Annotated in this window: 17 protein-coding genes; 2 read left to right on the top strand and 15 right to left on the bottom strand. The window is 65.8% G+C overall.

Annotated elements, in window-relative coordinates:
• Window positions 1–165: 165 nt before the first annotated feature.
• On the bottom strand, window positions 166–912 hold the full coding sequence (locus tag ACSQ3Q_RS09030; RefSeq protein ID WP_436134058.1) for a sulfite exporter TauE/SafE family protein: 747 nt from the start codon (window positions 910–912) through the stop codon (window positions 166–168).
• Window positions 913–960: 48 nt separating this feature from the next.
• Window positions 961–2,343 carry an oxygen-independent coproporphyrinogen III oxidase gene (hemN, locus tag ACSQ3Q_RS09025; RefSeq protein ID WP_436134057.1) on the bottom strand — a complete coding sequence of 461 codons (1,383 nt, stop codon included), beginning with the start codon at window positions 2,341–2,343 and terminating at the stop codon, window positions 961–963.
• A 187-nt stretch (window positions 2,344–2,530) separates the two neighbouring features.
• On the opposite strand from hemN, the gene fnr reads away from it, so the two are divergent.
• On the top strand, window positions 2,531–3,253 hold the full coding sequence (fnr, locus tag ACSQ3Q_RS09020; RefSeq protein ID WP_436134056.1) for a fumarate/nitrate reduction transcriptional regulator Fnr: 723 nt from the start codon (window positions 2,531–2,533) through the stop codon (window positions 3,251–3,253).
• 21 nt (window positions 3,254–3,274) lie between these two features.
• Here the strand turns inward: fnr and ACSQ3Q_RS09015 are convergent, their stop codons facing one another.
• From ACSQ3Q_RS09015 to ACSQ3Q_RS08975, 9 genes are all read right to left on the bottom strand, one after another.
• Entirely contained in the window at window positions 3,275–3,565 is a 291-nt protein-coding gene (locus ACSQ3Q_RS09015) for a hypothetical protein (protein WP_436134055.1), read from the bottom strand.
• Window positions 3,566–3,639: 74 nt separating this feature from the next.
• Window positions 3,640–3,942: a FixH family protein gene (locus tag ACSQ3Q_RS09010; RefSeq protein WP_436134054.1), complete on the bottom strand. Its 303-nt coding sequence runs from the start codon at window positions 3,940–3,942 to the stop codon at window positions 3,640–3,642.
• A gap of 73 nt (window positions 3,943–4,015) precedes the next feature.
• On the bottom strand, window positions 4,016–5,461 hold the full coding sequence (gene ccoG / locus ACSQ3Q_RS09005; RefSeq protein ID WP_436134053.1) for a cytochrome c oxidase accessory protein CcoG: 1,446 nt from the start codon (window positions 5,459–5,461) through the stop codon (window positions 4,016–4,018).
• A 117-nt stretch (window positions 5,462–5,578) separates the two neighbouring features.
• The gene (gene ccoP / locus ACSQ3Q_RS09000) at window positions 5,579–6,493 is read right to left on the bottom strand and encodes a cytochrome-c oxidase, cbb3-type subunit III (protein ID WP_436134052.1); all 915 of its coding nucleotides are present in this window, start codon (window positions 6,491–6,493) and stop codon (window positions 5,579–5,581) included.
• A 24-nt stretch (window positions 6,494–6,517) separates the two neighbouring features.
• A complete protein-coding gene (locus ACSQ3Q_RS08995) occupies window positions 6,518–6,655 on the bottom strand; it encodes a cbb3-type cytochrome oxidase subunit 3 (RefSeq protein ID WP_436134051.1) in 138 nt (45 codons plus the stop codon).
• Between the two features lie 26 nt (window positions 6,656–6,681).
• Window positions 6,682–7,314 carry a cytochrome-c oxidase, cbb3-type subunit II gene (gene ccoO / locus ACSQ3Q_RS08990; protein ID WP_436134050.1) on the bottom strand — a complete coding sequence of 211 codons (633 nt, stop codon included), beginning with the start codon at window positions 7,312–7,314 and terminating at the stop codon, window positions 6,682–6,684.
• A gap of 16 nt (window positions 7,315–7,330) precedes the next feature.
• Window positions 7,331–8,770, bottom strand: a complete 1,440-nt coding sequence (ccoN, locus tag ACSQ3Q_RS08985) for a cytochrome-c oxidase, cbb3-type subunit I (protein WP_436134049.1) — start codon at window positions 8,768–8,770, stop codon at window positions 7,331–7,333.
• A 63-nt stretch (window positions 8,771–8,833) separates the two neighbouring features.
• Window positions 8,834–8,971 carry a cbb3-type cytochrome oxidase assembly protein CcoS gene (ccoS, locus tag ACSQ3Q_RS08980; RefSeq protein ID WP_436134048.1) on the bottom strand — a complete coding sequence of 46 codons (138 nt, stop codon included), beginning with the start codon at window positions 8,969–8,971 and terminating at the stop codon, window positions 8,834–8,836.
• The gene (locus ACSQ3Q_RS08975) at window positions 8,971–11,415 is read right to left on the bottom strand and encodes a heavy metal translocating P-type ATPase (RefSeq protein ID WP_436134047.1); all 2,445 of its coding nucleotides are present in this window, start codon (window positions 11,413–11,415) and stop codon (window positions 8,971–8,973) included. The genes ccoS and ACSQ3Q_RS08975 overlap by 1 nt, the downstream gene beginning before the upstream one ends.
• A 101-nt stretch (window positions 11,416–11,516) precedes the next feature.
• Between ACSQ3Q_RS08975 and ACSQ3Q_RS08970 the strand changes: the two genes are divergently transcribed.
• Window positions 11,517–11,960, top strand: a complete 444-nt coding sequence (locus ACSQ3Q_RS08970) for a universal stress protein (RefSeq protein ID WP_436134046.1) — start codon at window positions 11,517–11,519, stop codon at window positions 11,958–11,960.
• A gap of 245 nt (window positions 11,961–12,205) precedes the next feature.
• Here the strand turns inward: ACSQ3Q_RS08970 and ACSQ3Q_RS08965 are convergent, their stop codons facing one another.
• From ACSQ3Q_RS08965 to ACSQ3Q_RS08950, 4 genes are all read right to left on the bottom strand, one after another.
• A complete protein-coding gene (locus tag ACSQ3Q_RS08965) occupies window positions 12,206–13,771 on the bottom strand; it encodes a malonate--CoA ligase (protein WP_436134045.1) in 1,566 nt (521 codons plus the stop codon).
• 84 nt (window positions 13,772–13,855) lie between these two features.
• A complete protein-coding gene (locus ACSQ3Q_RS08960) occupies window positions 13,856–14,674 on the bottom strand; it encodes an enoyl-CoA hydratase/isomerase family protein (RefSeq protein WP_436134044.1) in 819 nt (272 codons plus the stop codon).
• A 213-nt stretch (window positions 14,675–14,887) separates the two neighbouring features.
• Entirely contained in the window at window positions 14,888–15,871 is a 984-nt protein-coding gene (locus ACSQ3Q_RS08955; RefSeq protein ID WP_436134043.1) for a Bug family tripartite tricarboxylate transporter substrate binding protein, read from the bottom strand.
• A 79-nt stretch (window positions 15,872–15,950) separates the two neighbouring features.
• Window positions 15,951–18,098, bottom strand: coding sequence for an alpha/beta hydrolase domain-containing protein (locus ACSQ3Q_RS08950; RefSeq protein WP_436134042.1), 2,148 nt, complete (start codon window positions 18,096–18,098; stop codon window positions 15,951–15,953).
• Between the last annotated feature and the right edge of the window lie 102 nt (window positions 18,099–18,200).

Here is an 18,200-nt window from a genome sequence, read left to right as displayed (position 1 = left end):
TGGAATGCCACCAATGGTTACACAGATTATCGACCTTCCGATCGCGCCGGGGTAGGGGCCGCGTGCAACGCGGCGGCACGGCAACACTTCGCCCATTCCGCACCCACGCTACTCCCGTGCGGTGACCTCAACCCGGAGGACAACCGCACCAAGGGCCTCAGGTAGTCATCGACACCACAGCGAGGGCTTGTAAACGAGGTCCATCCACAATGCCCAGCCTGCGACGGCACACAGCAATCCCCCGGCAATCCGGGTGCCCCAATCGGTGCGCACCGTGTTCAGCTGTGCCCGGATCGTGCCCCAGGCCCAAGGCCCTGCAACCAGCCAGACGCTGGTGCCAAGGCCGAACAGCGCCATCGACAAAGCCCCTTGCACGGGCCCGCCACTGAGCGCCGCCACCAACAGGGCCGAATACAGCAGGCCGCAGGGCATCAGGGCCCATAAGAAGCCGGCCAGGAGCACACCGCCCGGCGCATGGACCAACGGCCTGGCCCGCCCCCAAACCGCCCGCCCTGCCTGCTCGACCCACAGTGGCTGGCGCGCCTGCAGCAGCAGCATCAGCCCCCAGGCCATCACGGCGACATGCGCCAGGGTCCACGCGGGGCGCAGTGCCAGGGTCTGCTGCGTCAGCCATGCCAGGCTGTCCATCGCCAGCGCGGCCAGGGCGCCCGCGGTGGCATAACCTGCCAGGCGCCCCAGGTGCAACGCGGCCGTGCGCTGCACAACCCGCCCACGGGGTCTCCATGACACCGGCTGGATGCCGGACTCAACAGCTACGTTGTTGCTGTCAGCGTTGGCAGGCTTGGCCCCCTGCCCAGTCAATGCTCCGCAGGGCGCCGAGCACATGACGAGGCAGTGGGCCCCTCCTGCGAGTCCCATCAGCAATGCGGTAGAAGCAACAGCGAGCAGCATGGAATCCGGATCGTTACGCGGGTCTCAGGGGACAACGCCAATAGCGTGTCAAATGATCCGGGAGAACCGCGCGCGGTTGCGATCGGCTTGCAGGTAGCGATCAAACACCATGGCGATCCCGCGCACAAAGAACCACCCCATGGCACTGACCGAGATGCCGTCCGGGCGGATCTCTACCAAACCTTCCTCCGCCAAGTCGGCCAGTTGCTCGATTTCCGCTGCGAAATAGCGCTTGAAGTCGATCAGCCACGCTTGTTCCAGTGATTCGAAGATCAGCTCGCCCTGGCACATCAGCGCCATGATGACGGCGCGCCGCACCAGGTCGTCGCGCGTCAGCGCAAGTCCCCGCACCACGGGCAGGCGCCCTTGATTCAGGAGGTCATAGTATTCATCCAGTGTCTTCGCGTTCTGGCTGTACGTGGCCCCTACCCTTCCAATCGCGGAGACCCCCAGGCCGATCAGGTCGCAGTCTGGCTGGGTGCTGTAGCCCTGAAAGTTGCGGTGCAGCCGGCCCTGGCGCTTGGCCACCGCCAGCGCGTCATCGGGCAAGGCAAAGTGGTCCATCCCCACGTACACATAGCCTGCTGCCATGAAGGCCTCCAGCGAGCGCGACAGCATCGACACCTTGCCCGCGCCCGTGGGCAGCTCGGCCGGGACAATGCGGCGCTGTGGTTTGAATCTCTCGGGCAGATGGGCGTACGCATACAGCGCAATGCGGTCGGGCCGTAACTGTGTCACCTGGGCCAAGGTGCGGTCGAACGACTCAGGGGTCTGGCGCGGCAGTCCATAGATGAGATCGACATTGATCGACTCAAACCCGAGCGCGCGCGCAGACGCCACCAGCGCGAACACCTGCTCGGCGGGCTGGACGCGGTGCACGGCCTTTTGCACTTCCGGGTCGAAGTCCTGCACACCAAAACTCAAGCGGTTGAAGCCCAGCTCGGCCAGTACGGCCAGGCGATCGGCATCCACGGTGCGGGGGTCCACCTCGATGGAATACTCGCCCCCCGGGGCGAGCGTGAAACTGCGCTTGAGCATGGCCATCAGCTCGCGCAGGCCCTCATCCGACAGGAAGGTGGGCGTGCCCCCGCCAAGGTGAAGCTGACTGACGACCTGCCCCTTTCCGCAATGCGCGGTGTGCAGGTCGACCTCACGCTGGAGGTAGCGCAGATAGACCTCTGCGCGCTCGTGGTGTTTGGTGATGATTTTGTTGCAGGCGCAGTAGTAGCACAGCGACTCGCAAAACGGGATATGGACGTACAGCGACAGCGGCAACGCCTTGGCAGGAGAACCCATCTGGCGGTGTTGCAGCGCGAGGGCATAGTCCTCGTCGCCAAAAGCCTCGACGAATCGGTCAGCTGTCGGGTAGGAGGTGTAACGGGGCCCCGGCACGTCGAAACGGCTCAGGAGTTCAGGGGAAGCAGCGGTCATGGGCGAATATCCTTGCGGGCATGCTCACTGTGCCGTAGGCTACCCCTACCGTCCTTGATCTACATCAAGCGATGGCGCGGACCGAAGGGCGACAATTTGATTCACATCATTCGCCACTCCGCAATGCGGAGCCCTTTCGCTCCGACTGTCGGGCGCGAATGCTCGAAAACCTACCAGCTCACGCCCCATGACTCCCCTCACCATCAAAGTCGCCTGCTCCAATTGCAACCTTCGAGAACTGTGCATGCCGGTGGGGCTGAGCGACGACCAGCTTCAGCGCATCGACGATATCGTGGCCGTGCGCCGCAAGGTCAAACGCGGCGGCACGCTGTTCCGCAGTGGCGAGACATTCACCTCGCTCTACGCTATCCGCACCGGCTTTTTCAAGACCAGCGTGGCGACCGAAGACGGGCGTGACCAGGTCACCGGCTTTCAGATGGCCGGCGAGATCATCGGCCTTGACGGCATCGTGAATGACGTGCACACCTGCGATGCCATCGCACTCGAAGACGCTGAAGTCTGTGTCATGCCCTTTGACCGCATCGAAGAGCTGTCGCGCGAGGTCACGGCCCTGCAGCACCATGTGCACAAGATCATGAGCCGCGAGATCGTGCGGGAGCACGGCGTGATGCTGCTGCTGGGCAGCATGCGGGCCGAGGAGCGCCTCGCAGCGTTCCTGTTGAACCTGGTGCAGCGCCTCCACGCCCGCGGTTTTTCCCAGTCGGAGCTCGTGCTGCGCATGACACGCGAAGAGATCGGCAGCTACCTGGGCCTCAAGCTTGAAACGGTGAGCCGGGCGTTTTCCAAGTTTGCCGAAGACGGCATCGTAGAAGTCAAGCAGCGCCATGTGCGCATCCTGGAAACCGAGGCACTCAAGCGCATCGTCAACAGCCAGCCGGCCTGCCACTGAGCAGCGTTGCGGGCCAGGGCTTCAAGAGCAGGAATTCTTGCGGCAGTCCTGCGGCCGCGCATCCGGCGAAACCGGGCAGCGGTTGAGCTCGAACGGTGACATTGCCAGCAGCGTGGTGAGGGCGCTCGAAGCCATAGTGATGGCCCAGAAAGCGAAAAACGCCAGGGTATAGACACCCTGCCGCGACAAAGCCAGTGGTTGCCCAAACCAGTGCAGATCCTGCGGATCCACCATGGCAAACACCAGCATCTCAAGGACCCCCGCCGTCAAAAAAGCGGGCCAGGCAATCCACATCAAGCGTTGCGTCCACATCGGTCTTATCTCCTTGTCATCGGCGGTGTAGCAAGCTGGCTGCACCCAGCGTTCAGCCTGCTCTCCACCGGTTTTTATCGTGGCTGGTCCTGCACCGGGGTGGCTGCATGGTTGCGGCCCTTGATCGCTGGTGCCAGGCTTTTTTCGGGGTTGGCCAGCGTCTTGTTGATCTCGATGCCCTGGCGGTAATAGTCCTCGGCCACCACGGGGTCCGGCCGGGAGACGGCCAGCCACAGCGTTACAAAGCCAGCGACGATCACGATGGCGGGGCCGGCAATGACGAGCCAGACATGGCCGAACTTCCACCACGGGGCGGGAGCCCTACCTGTGGCAGGACTTGTGGCGCTTGCGGGCCCGATGGCGGGATTGGATGGCATATCAACACTCCTCAATATCTGTTCACTCGTAGGCACCAGGTGATGCTTGAGCCGGGTGCGCCTGCGGTGCGCGCTAGCGCGGCACCAGAAAAACCGACTTCTCCGTGACTTGGGCTGCCGCGCCCACAGCCTGCACGTCAAACTGCACAGGATGCGAGCCCGAAGCGGCCGAGCCGTACGGTATCTGCAGCCGCACTGCCACCCAACGGGACTCCGCGGCGCCGATCTCCACCTCGGCTTCCGAAGCCACCTCAATCCCCTGCAGCCCGCGCGCGGCGATGCGATAACGCTGCGGCCCTTCGGTGGCGTTCATGATCTGCAGGCGGTAGATGTTCTCCAGCTTTCCGCCAGCCACGATGCGCGAGAGCGCAGCACGGTCGCGCACCACATCCACCTTTAGTGGCGTGCGCGTGACCAGGCTGGCCAGCATCGCAACGCACAGGGCGACCAGCACCGCCGCATAGATCAGCACCCGCGGCCGCAGCACGCGTCTCAGCATCTGCGAAGGGCTCCAGCGCTTCTCTACCCCGTTCTGGGTGGAGAAGCGGATGAGCCCCCGCGGGTAATGCATCTTGTCCATCACGGTGTTGCACGCGTCCACGCACAACCCGCAGCCAATGCACTCGTACTGCAGCCCCTCGCGGATGTCGATGCCTACCGGGCACACCTGGACACACAGGGTGCAGTCGATGCAGTCGCCCAGTCCCTTGGCCTTGTGATCCACTGTTTTGCTGCGCGGTCCCCGCGGCTCGCCGCGCGCCACGTCGTAGCTCACCACCAGCGTGTCCTTGTCGAACATCGCGCTTTGAAAACGCGCATAAGGACACATGTACTTGCAGACCTGCTCGCGCATGTAGCCGGCGTTGCCATAGGTGGCGAACCCGTAGAACAACACCCAGAAGAGCGCCCAGCCGCTCTGCAACGCCAGCAGCTCGCTGCCCAGCTCGCGGATGGGCACGAAATAGCCCACGAAGGTGAACCCGGTCCACACCGCGACCGCAATCCACACCACCTGCTTGAAAAACTTCTTGCGTACTTTTTCAAAGGTCCAGCCACCGTGGTCCAGCCGCAGGCGGGCACTCCGGTCGCCTTCGATCTTGTGCTCGATCCACATGAACATTTCGGTGTAGACCGTCTGCGGGCATGCAAAACCGCACCACAGCCGCCCCGCCACCGCGGTGAACAAAAAGAGCGACAGCGCCGAGATGATGAGCAGGCCCGTGAGGTAAATGAAGTCCTGCGGGTACAGCACCAGGCCAAAGATGTAGAAGCGCCGCGCGCCCAGGTCAAAGAGCACCATCTGGCGCTGCCCCCATTGCAGCCAGGGCAAGCCATAAAAGACGAGTTGCGTGAGAAACACCATGGCCCAGCGCCAGCGCGCAAACACGCCGCTGATCGAGCGCGGGTAGATCTTCTTCTGCGCCTCGTACAGGGACACCATTTCGCCCTGTGAAGACACGTCGGCTGCCACCGCTGTGATGGGGATGACCTTGCGAGTGGACTCGCTGGGGGACGTCATGGTGTTGTTGTGCCTACAGGCTGCTAAACGCGGGATGGTGGGAAGTCAGGAGACGAAGCGGATGACGGAGCTCTTGGGGCAGGCCTTCGCACCGTCCGAAAGAGCGCAGTCCTTGCGCTAGCGTGCAGCCACCTGCTTGCCAGACAGGCCCCAAACGTAGGCCGACAGCACACCAACCTGCGCTTCCGTCAGCTTGTCTGCCTGCGCCGGCATCTGGTTGACCTTGCCCTGGTTGATCATGGTGGCGATGGCCGCTTCGCCCCAGCCGTGCAGCCAGATGTCGTCTGTGAGATTGGGGGCGCCCAGCGCCTGGTTGCCCTTGCCGTCCACACCATGGCAGGCCGCACACGCGCCGAACTTGGACTTGCCCAGCGAAGCGCGCAGCGAGTCGTGCGGGCTGCCCGACAGACTCAGCACGTAGTGCGACACATTGCGCACATCATCCGGCGTGCCCACAGCTGCAGCCATGGGGGGCATGTTGCCCACGCGGCCCTTCTCGATGGTTTCGCGGATCTTGTCGGGCGTACCACCGTGCAGCCAGTCGGCGTCTGCAAGGTTCGGAAAGCCCTTGCTGCCGCGCGCGTCCGAGCCGTGGCACTGCGCGCAGTTGTTCATGAACAGGCGCTCGCCGATGGCCTGCGCTTGCGGGTCCTTGGCCACGTCCTCGGGCTTCATCGAGGCAAAACGCGCGTACAGGGGTTCCAGCTCAGCCTTGGCCTTGGCCATCTCGGCCTCGTACTCGCCCTTTTGTGTCCAGTTCAGCTGGCCGTTGAAGCTGCCCAGGCCCGGGTAGGCTGCCAGGTACGCCAGGCCGAACACGATGGTGATGACAAACAGCCACACCCACCAGCGCGGGAGGGGGTTGTTCATCTCCACCAGGTCTTCGTCCCAGACGTGGCCGGTGGTGTTGTCGGCGGTGGCCGCCACCTTCTTGCGGCCGGCCATCCACAGCAAGATGCCGCAGGCGATGATGCCGACCAAAGTCAGCGTGGTCACAAAGACCGACCAGAAATTGCTGGTGAAGTCGCTCATGGGGTGTTCTCGTTCTGGTGAAGGTCAGTCTTGTTCAAAGGGCAGCTGCGCTGCCTCTTCAAACCGGGCCTGGTTGCGGCCGCGATAGGCCCAGACCCAGATGCCGATGAAGCAGGCCATCGAGGCCAGCGTGGCGACGATGCGCATGGTGGTGATGTCCATTGCGGATCTCCTCGGGTTTGTGTTGCTTACTTGAGCGCGCGGCCCATGACCTGCAGATAGGCCACCAGGGCGTCCATCTCGGTTTTTCCCTTGACCTCTTCAGCCGCGGCCTGGATCTGCTCGTCGGTATAGGGCACGCCCATCGTGCGCAGGGCCTTCATGCGCGGCGCCACGCTGGCCGGCTCGACCACGGTCTTTTCAAGCCAGGGGTAGGCAGGCATGTTCGACTCGGGCACCACGTCGCGCGGGTTGTTCAGGTGGATGCGGTGCCACTCGTCGCTGTACTTGCCGCCCACGCGGTGCAGGTCGGGGCCGGTGCGCTTGCTGCCCCACTGGAATGGGTGGTCGTACACGAACTCGCCTGCCACCGAGTAGTGGCCGTAGCGCAGCGTCTCGGCGCGAAACGGGCGGATCATCTGCGAGTGGCAGTTGTAGCAACCCTCCCGCAGGTAGATGTCGCGCCCGACCAGTTGCGTGGCGGTGTAGGGCTCCACACCCTTGACGGCCTCGGTGGTGGACTTCTGAAAGAACAAGGGCACGATCTCCACCAGGCCGCCAATGGCGATCACCAGCAGGATCAGCACGATCATCAAAAAGTTGTTGGTCTCGATCTTCTCGTGGGAGAAGCCAGTGGACGAAGGCGTGTTGTTGTTGGACATGATGGAATCCTTCGGCTCAGGCGTGGGCAACGTTCACGGCCGGAATGGCGACCTTGACCGAGCGGCCCGAGATGGCGGTGACCCACACGTTCCAGGCCATGATCAGCATGCCGGCCAGGTACAGCAGCCCCCCAGCGGCGCGGACCACGTAGAAGGGATAGGTCGCCTTCACGCTCTCGACAAAGGTGTAGGTGAGCGTGCCATCGGGGTTGATGGCGCGCCACATCAGGCCCTGCATCACACCGGCGATCCACATCGCGGCGATGTACAGAACGATGCCGATGGTGGCGAGCCAGAAGTGCAGCTCGATCGCCGGGATGGAGTGCATCTTGTCGCGGCCGAACAGGCGCGGCACCAGGTAGTACAGCGAGCCCATCGAGATCAGCCCCACCCAGCCCAGAGCGCCAGCGTGTACGTGGCCCACGGTCCAGTCGGTGTAGTGGCTCAGGGCGTTGACGGTCTTGATGGACATCATCGGACCTTCGAACGTGGCCATGCCGTAGAACGACAGCGACACGATCAGGAAGCGCAGGATGGGGTCTTCACGCAGCTTGTGCCAGGCGCCCGACAGCGTCATCACGCCGTTGATCATCCCGCCCCAGCTGGGAGCCAGCAGGATCAGCGAGAACACCATGCCCACCGATTGCGTCCAGTCTGGCAGCGCGGTGTAGTGCAGGTGGTGGGGCCCCGCCCACATGTAGGTAAAGATGAGTGCCCAGAAGTGGACGATGGACAGGCGGTAGCTGTACACCGGGCGGCCAGCCTGCTTGGGGATGAAGTAATACATCATCCCCAGGAAGCCCGCGGTCAAGAAGAAGCCCACGGCGTTGTGGCCGTACCACCACTGCACCATCGCGTCCTGCACGCCAGCGTAGGCCGAGTAGCTCTTCATGAAGCTCACAGGAATCGCTGCGCTGTTGACCACGTGCAGCAATGCCACGGCCAGGATGAACGCGCCGAAGAACCAGTTGGCCACGTAGATGTGCTTGACCTTGCGCACGCCGATGGTGCCGAAGAACACGATGGCGTAGGACACCCACACCAGCGTGATCAGTATGTCGATGGGCCACTCGAGTTCGGCGTATTCCTTGCCGGACGTATAGCCCAGTGGCAGGCTGATGGCCGCAGCCACGATGACCAGTTGCCAGCCCCAGAAAGTGAAAGCCGCCAGCGGGGCCGCAAACAACCGCACCTGGCTTGTGCGCTGCACCACGTAATAGCTGGTGGCAAACAGGGCACAGCCGCCGAACGCGAAGATCACCGCGTTGGTGTGCAGCGGGCGCAGGCGCCCGTAGCTGAGCCACGGAATGCCGAAGTTGAGTTCAGGCCAGGCCAGCTGGGCGGCAATGATGACGCCCACCAGCATGCCAACCACCCCCCAGACCACGGCCATGATCGAGAACTGCCGCACGACGGTGTCGTTGTAATGCGCAGCCATTGTTTTTGGAGAATCCATCGGGCACCTCTTTGTTTGCAATCTGAGTTTCTTGCAACCGGCCCCGGTGCACATTGACGCAAGTCAATCGTTTCGGAGAATCCGCTCGCCTTCTTGTTCGACGCTTTCGAACTGGCCGTGGTGCACCGCCCACCACAGGCCCGCCAGCACCATGAGCACCAGCACCACAGACAACGGAATCAGCAGGTACAGGATGTCCATCAGGCAGTTTCCAGTCGGGTGTGTGTCGAGGGAGCAGGCTGCTGGTTCGGCGGCAGCGGCAGGTCTTGCCCCACCTCCGCCAGGGGCGGCAAATCGCGCGCCAGCCGTGATGCGTTAAGCACCACCAGCAGCGAGCTCAGCGCCATGCCCAGCCCCGCCAGCCAGGCAGGCATGAAGCCGCCCACGGCCAGGGGCACACACAGTGCGTTGTAGCCCGCCGCCCACCACAGGTTCTGCCGCACCACGCGCAGCGTGCGGCGCGCCAGCAGCACGGTTTGCGGCACCAGTGCCAGGCTGTCGCCCAGCACCACAAAGTCAGCGCGCGATTGCGCAAGCGGCACCGCGCGGCCGAAGGCGAAGGACACATGGGCGCCGGCCAGCACCGGGCCGTCGTTCAAGCCATCGCCCACCATGGCCACACGGCGTCCCCGGGCCTGCAGCGCATGCAGGGCCGCGAGCTTGCCTTGGGGCGTGCATTCGCTTTGCGCCAGCGCGATGCCTGCCTGTGCGGCCACACGCTGTACGGCGCGGGCACGGTCGCCCGACAACAGCTGGACGGCCACGCCCTCTTGCTCCAGCGCCTTGACGACAGGGGCGGCCTCGGCGCGCAGGTCCTCGACCAGGTCGAAGCGCGCCAGCTCGCGCACGGCACCGTCTGCGGCTTCTTCGGACAGCACCACCTGAAGCACGTCGCCGCCCTCCTGCACCGCCACGCCCGCATGTTGTGCTGAGCCCAGGCGCAACCGGCGCTCGCGGCCTGCGTTGGCCGACATCACCGTGCCGACCAGACCCAAGCCGGCCTCTTCCTGCACGTTGTGTGCAACACACTGTGGCGCCGCACCCGCAATGCCGGCCGCTGCAGCCACCAGCGCGCGCGAGGCGGGGTGCATTGACTGCCGCGCCAGCGCAGCCGCCAGCGCCAATGACTCATTGACCGTGAGATCGCCCGCCGCCTGCATCGCGCGCAGCGCCATGCCGTCGCGTGTGAGCGTGCCGGTCTTGTCGAACACGATGGTGTCCACACCTGCCAAGGCCTCCAGCCCCTGCAGGTTGCGCACCAGCACGCCATGGCGCGCCAGCGTGCCCGCAGCAGTCAGCATGGCCACCGGCGTGGCCAGCGAAAGCGCGCACGGGCAGGTGACGATGAGTACGGCCACGCCCACCATCAGCGCATGGCCCGGGTCTGACGGCCACCACCAAACGGCAGCCGCCACGGCTGCCAGCAGCACGGCCACCAGAAACGGCCGGGCGATCCGGTCGGCCAGCTGCGCAAGGCGCGGCTTCTGCAGCGATGCGCTTTCCATCAGCGCCACGATCTGTGCAAAACGCGTCTGGGCGCCAATGCCCTCAACAACCATCTCGACCGGCGACTGCAGGTTGTAGCTGCCAGCGGTGACGGTGCTGCCCAGCGGACGCACGACCGGCGTGGATTCGCCGGTGAGCAACGCCTCGTCGGCCTGCGTGTTGCCCCGCGTGATGCGGCCATCGGCCGGGAACGCCTCGCCCGGCAGCACACGAATGGTGTCGCCCAGCACCAGGCGGCGCGTGGCCACCCGGGTGAAACTGCCGTCTTCCCCGCGCCGCTCCACGCTGTCGGGCAGGCGGTTCATCACGGCCTCCAGCGCACCAGCGGTGCGGTCGCGCAGGCGCAGCTCCAGCCAGCGCCCGGTGAGCAAAAAGAACACGAACATGGTGAGCGAGTCATAGAACACCTCGCGCCCAAAAAGGCCCGAGGGATCGAACGTGCCCGCCGTGCTCACGGCAAAGGTGATGGCCATGCCCAGCGCCACGGGCAGGTCCATGCTCACGCGGCGCAGGCGCACATCGCGCAGGGCGCTGGCAAAAAACGGCCCGCACGAGAACACCACCATGGGCAGCGTGATGACCCACGAAGCCCAGCGCAGCAGCTGCTCCATCTCGGCCGTGAGGTCGCCCGGCTGGGCCACGTACGCGGGCCACGCGTACATCATCACCTGCATCATGCAAAAGCCTGCGACCAGCCAGCGCCACAGGGCGCGGCGGCTCTCGCGCTGGCGCTGGTCGCGCGCAAAGGCGTCCATGGCGGGCAGCGCGTTGTAGCCGGCGCGTTGCACAGCCTGCATCCACGTTGAGGGCCGCACCTGCCCGGGGTGCCACACCACGCGCGCCCTGCGCGTGGCCGCACTCACGTCGGCTTGCTGCACGCCGGGCACAGCGCGCAGCGCGTCTTCGATGGTGAGCGCGCACGCCGCGCAGTGCATGCCCTCGAGCACCACCTGCGACTCCCAAGCGCAGCCCGCGGGGTCAGCGGGCACATCGCCTGCAGGGGTGCAGGGCCGGCCAAACGCCGACCACTCGTGCGGATCGTCCAGCAGCAACGTGGGCGCGGACGGCGCCGTGGCCGGGGCGGCGCCGGGCTGGGGCGCAGCGGGATCAGCCAGCGCAACGGGGCGAAACATGGACATGGTTCAAGGCTATCGCCGGGGTCACGCACCCACATTGACCTGGATCAAGCCGCGGCAGATGATTCGCCTTACGCTGGTGCCATCACGTTGAGGAGCTCACCATGTACACACGCATCCTGATCGCTACCGACGGTTCCGCCCTGTCGAAAAAGGCGGTGGACCACGGCCTTGCGCTCGCATCGCTTTCGGGCGCCACGGTGGTGGCCCTGAAGGTCGTGCCGCGGTACCCGCGCAGCTATTTCGAGGGCGGTGTGTCGGTCGACCGGAACGACGCCAAGCGCATCGAACAGCAGTGGTCCGACGGCGCGCAGGCCATGGTCGACGGCGTCAAGGCCGAGGGCAGCGCGCTGGGCGTGACGGTGAAGGCCGTGGTCGCCAAGTCCGACTTGGTGGCCGAGGCCGTGATCTCGGCCGCCAAGAAGCACAAGTGCGACCTCATCGTGATGGCCTCGCACGGCCGCAAGGGCATCCAGCGCCTGCTGCTGGGCAGCGAGACGCAGCATGTGCTGACGCACTCGCACATCCCGGTGCTGGTGTTGAGGTAGGCCGGCACCCGCCCGGCACGCTGGGCTCACCGGCAAGATCTGCCTGTTGCGCGGGTGCCGTCGGCAGACCACATCCGCTATCACGGTCCTCAGGTGCGGCGCAAAGCCGGCCAGGGGCGCGCACGGCAGCAGCCGTGGGCTGCAGTCGCGAGTGCTCCGCAGCGCCTCACCAGCCCAAAAGTCAAGCCTTATTGGCCTCCAGCGCTTATTCCATAAGCGCTAGTAGCTATAAAAACAGTAGCAAATCAGGCAAACAGCCCTTTGTGCTGATCGCGCAGCAGGTTTTTCTGCACCTTGCCCATGGTGTTGCGCGGCAGTTCGGCGGCCACAAAGCAGCGCTTGGGGATCTTGAAGTTGGCCAGCTTGGATTTGAGCTGCGCCACGATGGCGTCGCCGTCGAGCTGGGCGCCGGGCTTGGCAATCACCACCGCCACGCCCACCTCGCCGAAGTCCGGGTGGGGCACGCCGACCAGGGCGCTCTCGGCCACGCCGGGCATGTCGTTGATGTAGCCCTCGATCTCGGCGGGGTAGACGTTGTAGCCGCCGCTGATGATGAGGTCCTTGCTGCGGCCGACGATGCTGATGTAGCCGCGCTCGTCCACCTTGCCCACGTCGCCGGTCTTGAACCACTTGCCGCCTTGTTCATCGGCAGTGAACTCTTCCGCCGTCTTCTCGGGCATGCGCCAGTAGCCCTTGAACACGTTGGGGCCCTGGACCTGGATGGCGCCGATCTCGCCCACGGGCAGCGGCTGGTTGGCATCGTCCACCACGCGCAGGCCCACGCCGGGCAGCGCAAAGCCCACGGTGGCGCCGCGGCGATCCGCCTGGCCGCCGTGGCGCGCATCGGCCGCGTAGGGGTTGCTGGTCAGCATGATGGTCTCGCTCATGCCGTAGCGCTCCAGGATGGTGTGGCCGGTGCGCTGTTGCCATTCGTTGAAAGTCTCGATGAGCAGCGGGGCAGAGCCCGCGACGAACAGGCGCATGTTCTTGGCGGCTTCCTTGGTCAGGCCCGGCTCGGCCAGCAGGCGCACGTACAGCGTGGGAACGCCCATGAAGACGGTGGCGCGGCGCATGGCGGCCAGCACCGCCTTGGGGTCGAACTTGGAAAACCAGCTCATCTTGCTGCCGTTGATGAGCGCGCCGTGGATGGCCACGAACAGGCCGTGCACGTGAAAGATGGGCAGCGCGTGGATGAGCACGTCACCAGCCTTCCATCCCCAGTAGTCCTTGAGCACCTGCGCGTTGGACAGCAAATTGCCGTGCGTGAGCATCGCGCCCTTGCTGCGGCCCGTGGTGCCGCTGGTGTACAGGATGGCGGCCAGGTCGTCGGCCGATTTGTTCACCGGCGTGTGCACGTCGCTGTGGTGCGCCGCGCGCTCCAGCAGGCTGCCGGTGCGGTCGTCGCCCAGTGTGAACACATGGCCCGTGCCCTGGGTGAACGCGATCTTGCTCACCCAGCCGAAGTTGCCGGGCGTGCAGACCACCACGGCCGGCTCGGCGTTGCCGATGAAGTATTCGATCTCGGCGCTCTGGTAGGCGGTGTTGAGCGGCAAGAACACATAGCCCGCGCGCAGCGTGGCCAGGTACAGCAGCATGGCCTCGACCGATTTCTCGACCTGCACCGCCACCCGGCTGCCTTCGGGCAGCTTGAGCGATGCGAGCAGGTTGGCGATGCGGGCGCTGGCGCGCTCCAGGTCGTCCCAGCTGTAGACCAGCTCGGTGCCGTCCGGCGCCGTGGTCTCCACGGCGGCGCTGGACAAATCGGTGGGGAAGGCGGCGCGCAGCGCGCTGAAGAGGTTGTGTTGGCTCATGGCAGTAGGCTGGTGGGTATCGATCGGGTATTCGGTCGGCGAAGTAGTGGCTGTGATCGTGGGCGGCAGGCCATCGTGCGGCGCTCAGAACGCGGGCGCGCGCTTTTCGATGAAGGCGGTGATGCCTTCACGGTGCTCGGCGCTGTTGGCATAGGCGTACGGGTCGGGCGTGCCGTTTACTATGTTTTCGATAGCTGAAAGCGCTTTTCCATCCAGCGCTAGAGGCATTCTTAAGGCCCGAAACGTCTGTTTGTTCATGCGCGCGGCGCGGGGTGCCAAGGTGGCGATGCGCTGCACACTGCCCTGCGCTTCGGCGGCGGCCAGGTCGTCGGGCACCACGCGGCTCAGAAAGCCACGCGCCAGCATCTCGGGCGCGGTGAACGTGGCGGCCTCCAGCAGCATCTGCCGCGCGGTCACGTCGCCCACCGCGCCGGCCACCAGCTGTGCCTCGCGCGGCGCCATCGGAAAACCAAGCTTGGCAATCGGCGCGCCAAACCGCGCACTGCTGCCGGCGATGCGGATGTCGCAGCAGCTGGCGATCTCCACCCCGGCCCCCATGCACGCGCCATCGATGCGCGCCACGATGGGCACATCGCAAGCCAGCATGGCGGCGAGCCCGCCCCAGACATCGTTCTCGTGAAAGTCGCGCAAGGCGGCAGGGTCAAAGCGGAAGTCGGGGTATTCAGAGATATCCCCCCCGGCGCAGAACGCCCCGCCCTCCCCCGCAATGAGCACGCAGCGCACGCCGTCATCGCCGCGCTCGGCTTGCTGCTGGATGCCCAGGAACACCTCCCGCAACTGCCGCCACATCGCGCGCGACATTGCATTCAAGCGCCCAGCATGCCGCAGCGTGACGTGCACCACGCCACGCTCCGCTGCATCCACGATCACTTCACCCGACATAGTGCCCATCCATCACTCTGTACAAACATCGCCCTGCAAAACCGGCGCAGCGCCATCGCCAGTGCCACCGTGGAACCGGCTTTGCCGGGCCACGGGTGGCGTCCCCCTTCAGGGGCTGAGGCCTGCGGCTCCAAGCCTGCCTGCGCAGGCTTGGACAGGCCGAAGAGGCTGTGCCTCTGGCACTGCCACCGAGGCGCGCAGCGCCACAGGGGGTCAATCTAGCTTGGCGCCAGAAGCCTTCACCACCGCCGACCAGCGCTTGACCTCGCTGCTCACCATGGCCGCAAACTGCTGCTGCGACAAGCCGCCGTACTCGGCACCGTTGTTGGCCCAGATGGTCTTGAGCTCGTCGGCCGTGCCCAGCTTGCGCACTTCTTCGACGATGCGCGCCTGCAGATCGGCCGGCGTACCCTTGGGGGCCCACAGGCCGTACCAGGTGGTCACGGTGTAGTCGGGCAGGCCCACTTCGGCAGCGCAAGGCACATCCGGGAAGGCCGCGTTGCGCTTGGTGCCCGAGACCATCAGCGCCTTCACGCGGCCACCCTTGATGTGGGCTGCGGATGAGCCCAGGCCGTCGAACATCATGTCCACCTGCCCGCCGATCAGGTCCTGCAGCGCAGGGCCCGCGCCGCGGTAGGGGATGTGCGTGATGAAGGTGTTGGTCTGCTGCTTGAACAGCTCGCCCGCCAGGTGGTGCGAGGTGCCCGCGCCGGCAGATCCGTAGTTGAGCTTGGCGGGGTTGCGCTTGACGTAGTCCATGAACTGCTGGAAGTTGTTCACCGGGACGTTCTTGGGGTTGACCACCACCACCTGGGGCACGTTGGCCAGGAGGAACAGCGGGACAAAGTCTTTCTCGATGTCGTAGTCGAGCTTGGGGTACATCGACGGCGCAATCGCGTGGTGCACGGCGCCCATGAACAGGGTGTAGCCGTCGGGTGCGCCCTTGGCCGCAAAGCTCGCCCCCACGGTGCCGCCCGCGCCGCCGCGGTTGTCGATCACCAGCGTCTTGCCGGTGGCCTTGGCAAACTGCGCTGCCAGCGGCCGCGCAAACGCATCGGTGCCACCGCCAGCGGGGAAGGGCACCACCAGGTTGACCGGCTTGGCAGGCCAGGACGACTGGGCATAGCCAGCGGTGGAATACATGGTGGCGCCGGCTACAGCAGCACGTAGCACGTCTCGTCGGGTCGCAGATTTCATGGTTTTTTGTCTCCGTTGGTGTAAATGTTCAATGTTGTCAGATGCAAATGACAGCCCAGGCATGGCGCAGCGCTGAGGCTCAGCGCAGCACCTTGCTGGCCTCGGCGGCCTGGATCAGCCGGGCGCCGTCCGCCGGCAGCAGAAAGCCTTCGGACGCGGCCTTGGCCACCGCCTTGCGCACGGCGGCCACGTAGCCCGCGTGGTTGCCGTAGCGCTCCTCCAGGGACAGGCGCGGGTCACCCAGGGCCTGCCGCTCCTGCGCGGTGCGGGCGAATGGAATCATGCCACCCACATAGTTGCAGATCTGCCCTTGGTGAAAAGGCCGCGCGCCCCCGGCGGTGATGTTCCAGCCCAGGTACGTGCCCAGCGGGGCCTCCAGCAGCACCACGGGCACCCCGCCGAGTTCATTGCCGTCGGCATCAACGCGCGGCGCGTACATGGGCAGCACCTGGCGGATGGGCGGCGGCGCGTTGGACGCCACGCCCGCGCCGTCGGCGGCCTTGAACGCAGGGCCCCAGTCGTAGTCGATCACCGGCATGATGAAGTCGGGCTCGGGCACCGTGGGCCGAAGCTGCGGCAAGGTGGGGAAACCCAGGGCCTCTTTGTGCGCCGGCACCAGCGTGCCGCGCGCCTGCCCGGGCTGCGGCGCCAGCGTGGGCCAGCGGCTCGGTGGCGGCACCGTGCCCCGCATCACCCACTGGCGGAAATGCTCGCGCAAGGCGTTGACGGTTTCGGTGTGGGGCACCGGGTTGGCGGGCAGCAGGCCCGTGCCGTAGTTGTTGCCCGGGCACGTGGCGCCCACCGTGGGCAAGCCCACGCCGGCAAGGCTGGTGTCAAAACCCCCTGCCCCGCCCCCGTGGTGGGAGCTGGCGATGTAGTAGCGGCGCACGTGGGGTGGCAGGGGCAGGTCGGCCTTGGCGTCGGTGCCGATCCACTCGGGCGTCAGCTTGAGCGCCCACACCTCGGCCGAGCCGAAGTGTTCGATGATCTTGGGGCAGGTGCTGGTGGCGGTGCAGCGGTCCAGAATGCCGAGGGCCTTGGCGTTGGCGCCGTCGCGCACGGGGTCGGCGTGGGGCAGCCACCATTGCGGGCCCTCGCTGCCGGCCTGGTAAAGCTCCAGCACACCGTCGGGCTGGGCCCAGCGGAAGTTCAGTGCAATGCGGCGGCCCGCAATGATGGGCCAGAGCCCGTCGTGCACCTGCTTGCCGGCCTCGTCCCGGTTGAAGCCCAGGTGCAGCCAGCCCCGCAGAAAATTACCGGATTGCGACACGCCCCGGCCAATGGTGTGCGTGATCCGGCCCGCGAGTGGATTGGGCGTGCCAGCATCATCGGCCACGGCGGACTTGAAGAACTGCCCTACATCGCGCCAGGCCGCAAAGCCAATGCCCAGCACATAGGGGTCGGCGGCTTTGAACACCACCTGATAGAGCTTGGACGCGTCAAACCCGTTTTTCAGGCAGATCTGCGTCGGGTCCGGCGTGCCCGGAAATGGCTTCGCCGCATCGCAGCGCGCCCAGGCCCAGTCGGCCGAGGCGATCACGGACTCGCCCACCACCTCGCCCCGGGTCGACTCGGCCGTGCGCATCACCAGACGCGCCTCTGAGGTACCCAAGCTCCGCGGTTTGTAGGGGACAGGATTGGTCTGCACGATCAAAGGCTGCGAGCCCGGCCCGCTGCGGTTGACGATGCGGCCGAACACATCGCCCGTGATCTGCGAGCCATCGGCATTGCGGGCCACAGGCAGCTTGAGCCAGTGCGGCTGGCTGACCGCTGCAGCCTCCCGCACGGCCGTGGCGCCGGCGTTGTCGCCCTGCCATGCGCTGGTCAGGTCCACGTCGCCCGCTGCGCGCTCGGCCACCACGTTGGGGCGCGCATTGCCGCGGTTGGGCACCTCGTGCCACAGGAGGCCGCTGGCCTGGCCCATGTCGACCGGCTTGGTGAGCACAAAAGTAGCGACATAGCGCACCTTGCCATCGTCGTCCTTGGCCAGGCCGATGTCCTGGATGATCGCGTTGGCCGGGGCTTGCGGGTCGAGCTCGCCAAAAGCGAGACCGGCAATCTGCTCGGACGCCTCGCCGCCCGAGTGCGCTGCGGGCAGGGGCAGCCGCTCGTCCACCACGATCCGCGTGACGCGGGCGTGGGCGCTGCTTGCCGCCAGCACCAATGAAACTCCCAGCACCCCGTGGGTCCAGCCGCGCAACGCGCGCCTGTGCAAAGTCTGCCGCATGTGTTGTCTCCTGTTGTGATGAACCGGCTGTCCCTGGCGGGCGGCCCTTTCGGCGTGCTCTCTGTGGAGCACTGTTGCGCTGTCACTGCGTCGCTGTCACTG

Origin of the sequence: Acidovorax sp. LjRoot129 (assembly GCF_964253765.1) — a bacterium.
GTDB lineage: Bacteria > Pseudomonadota > Gammaproteobacteria > Burkholderiales > Burkholderiaceae_C > Acidovorax.
The sequence above is the reverse complement of the archived record's forward strand: the minus strand, read 5'-3'. Positions and strand labels throughout refer to the sequence as shown.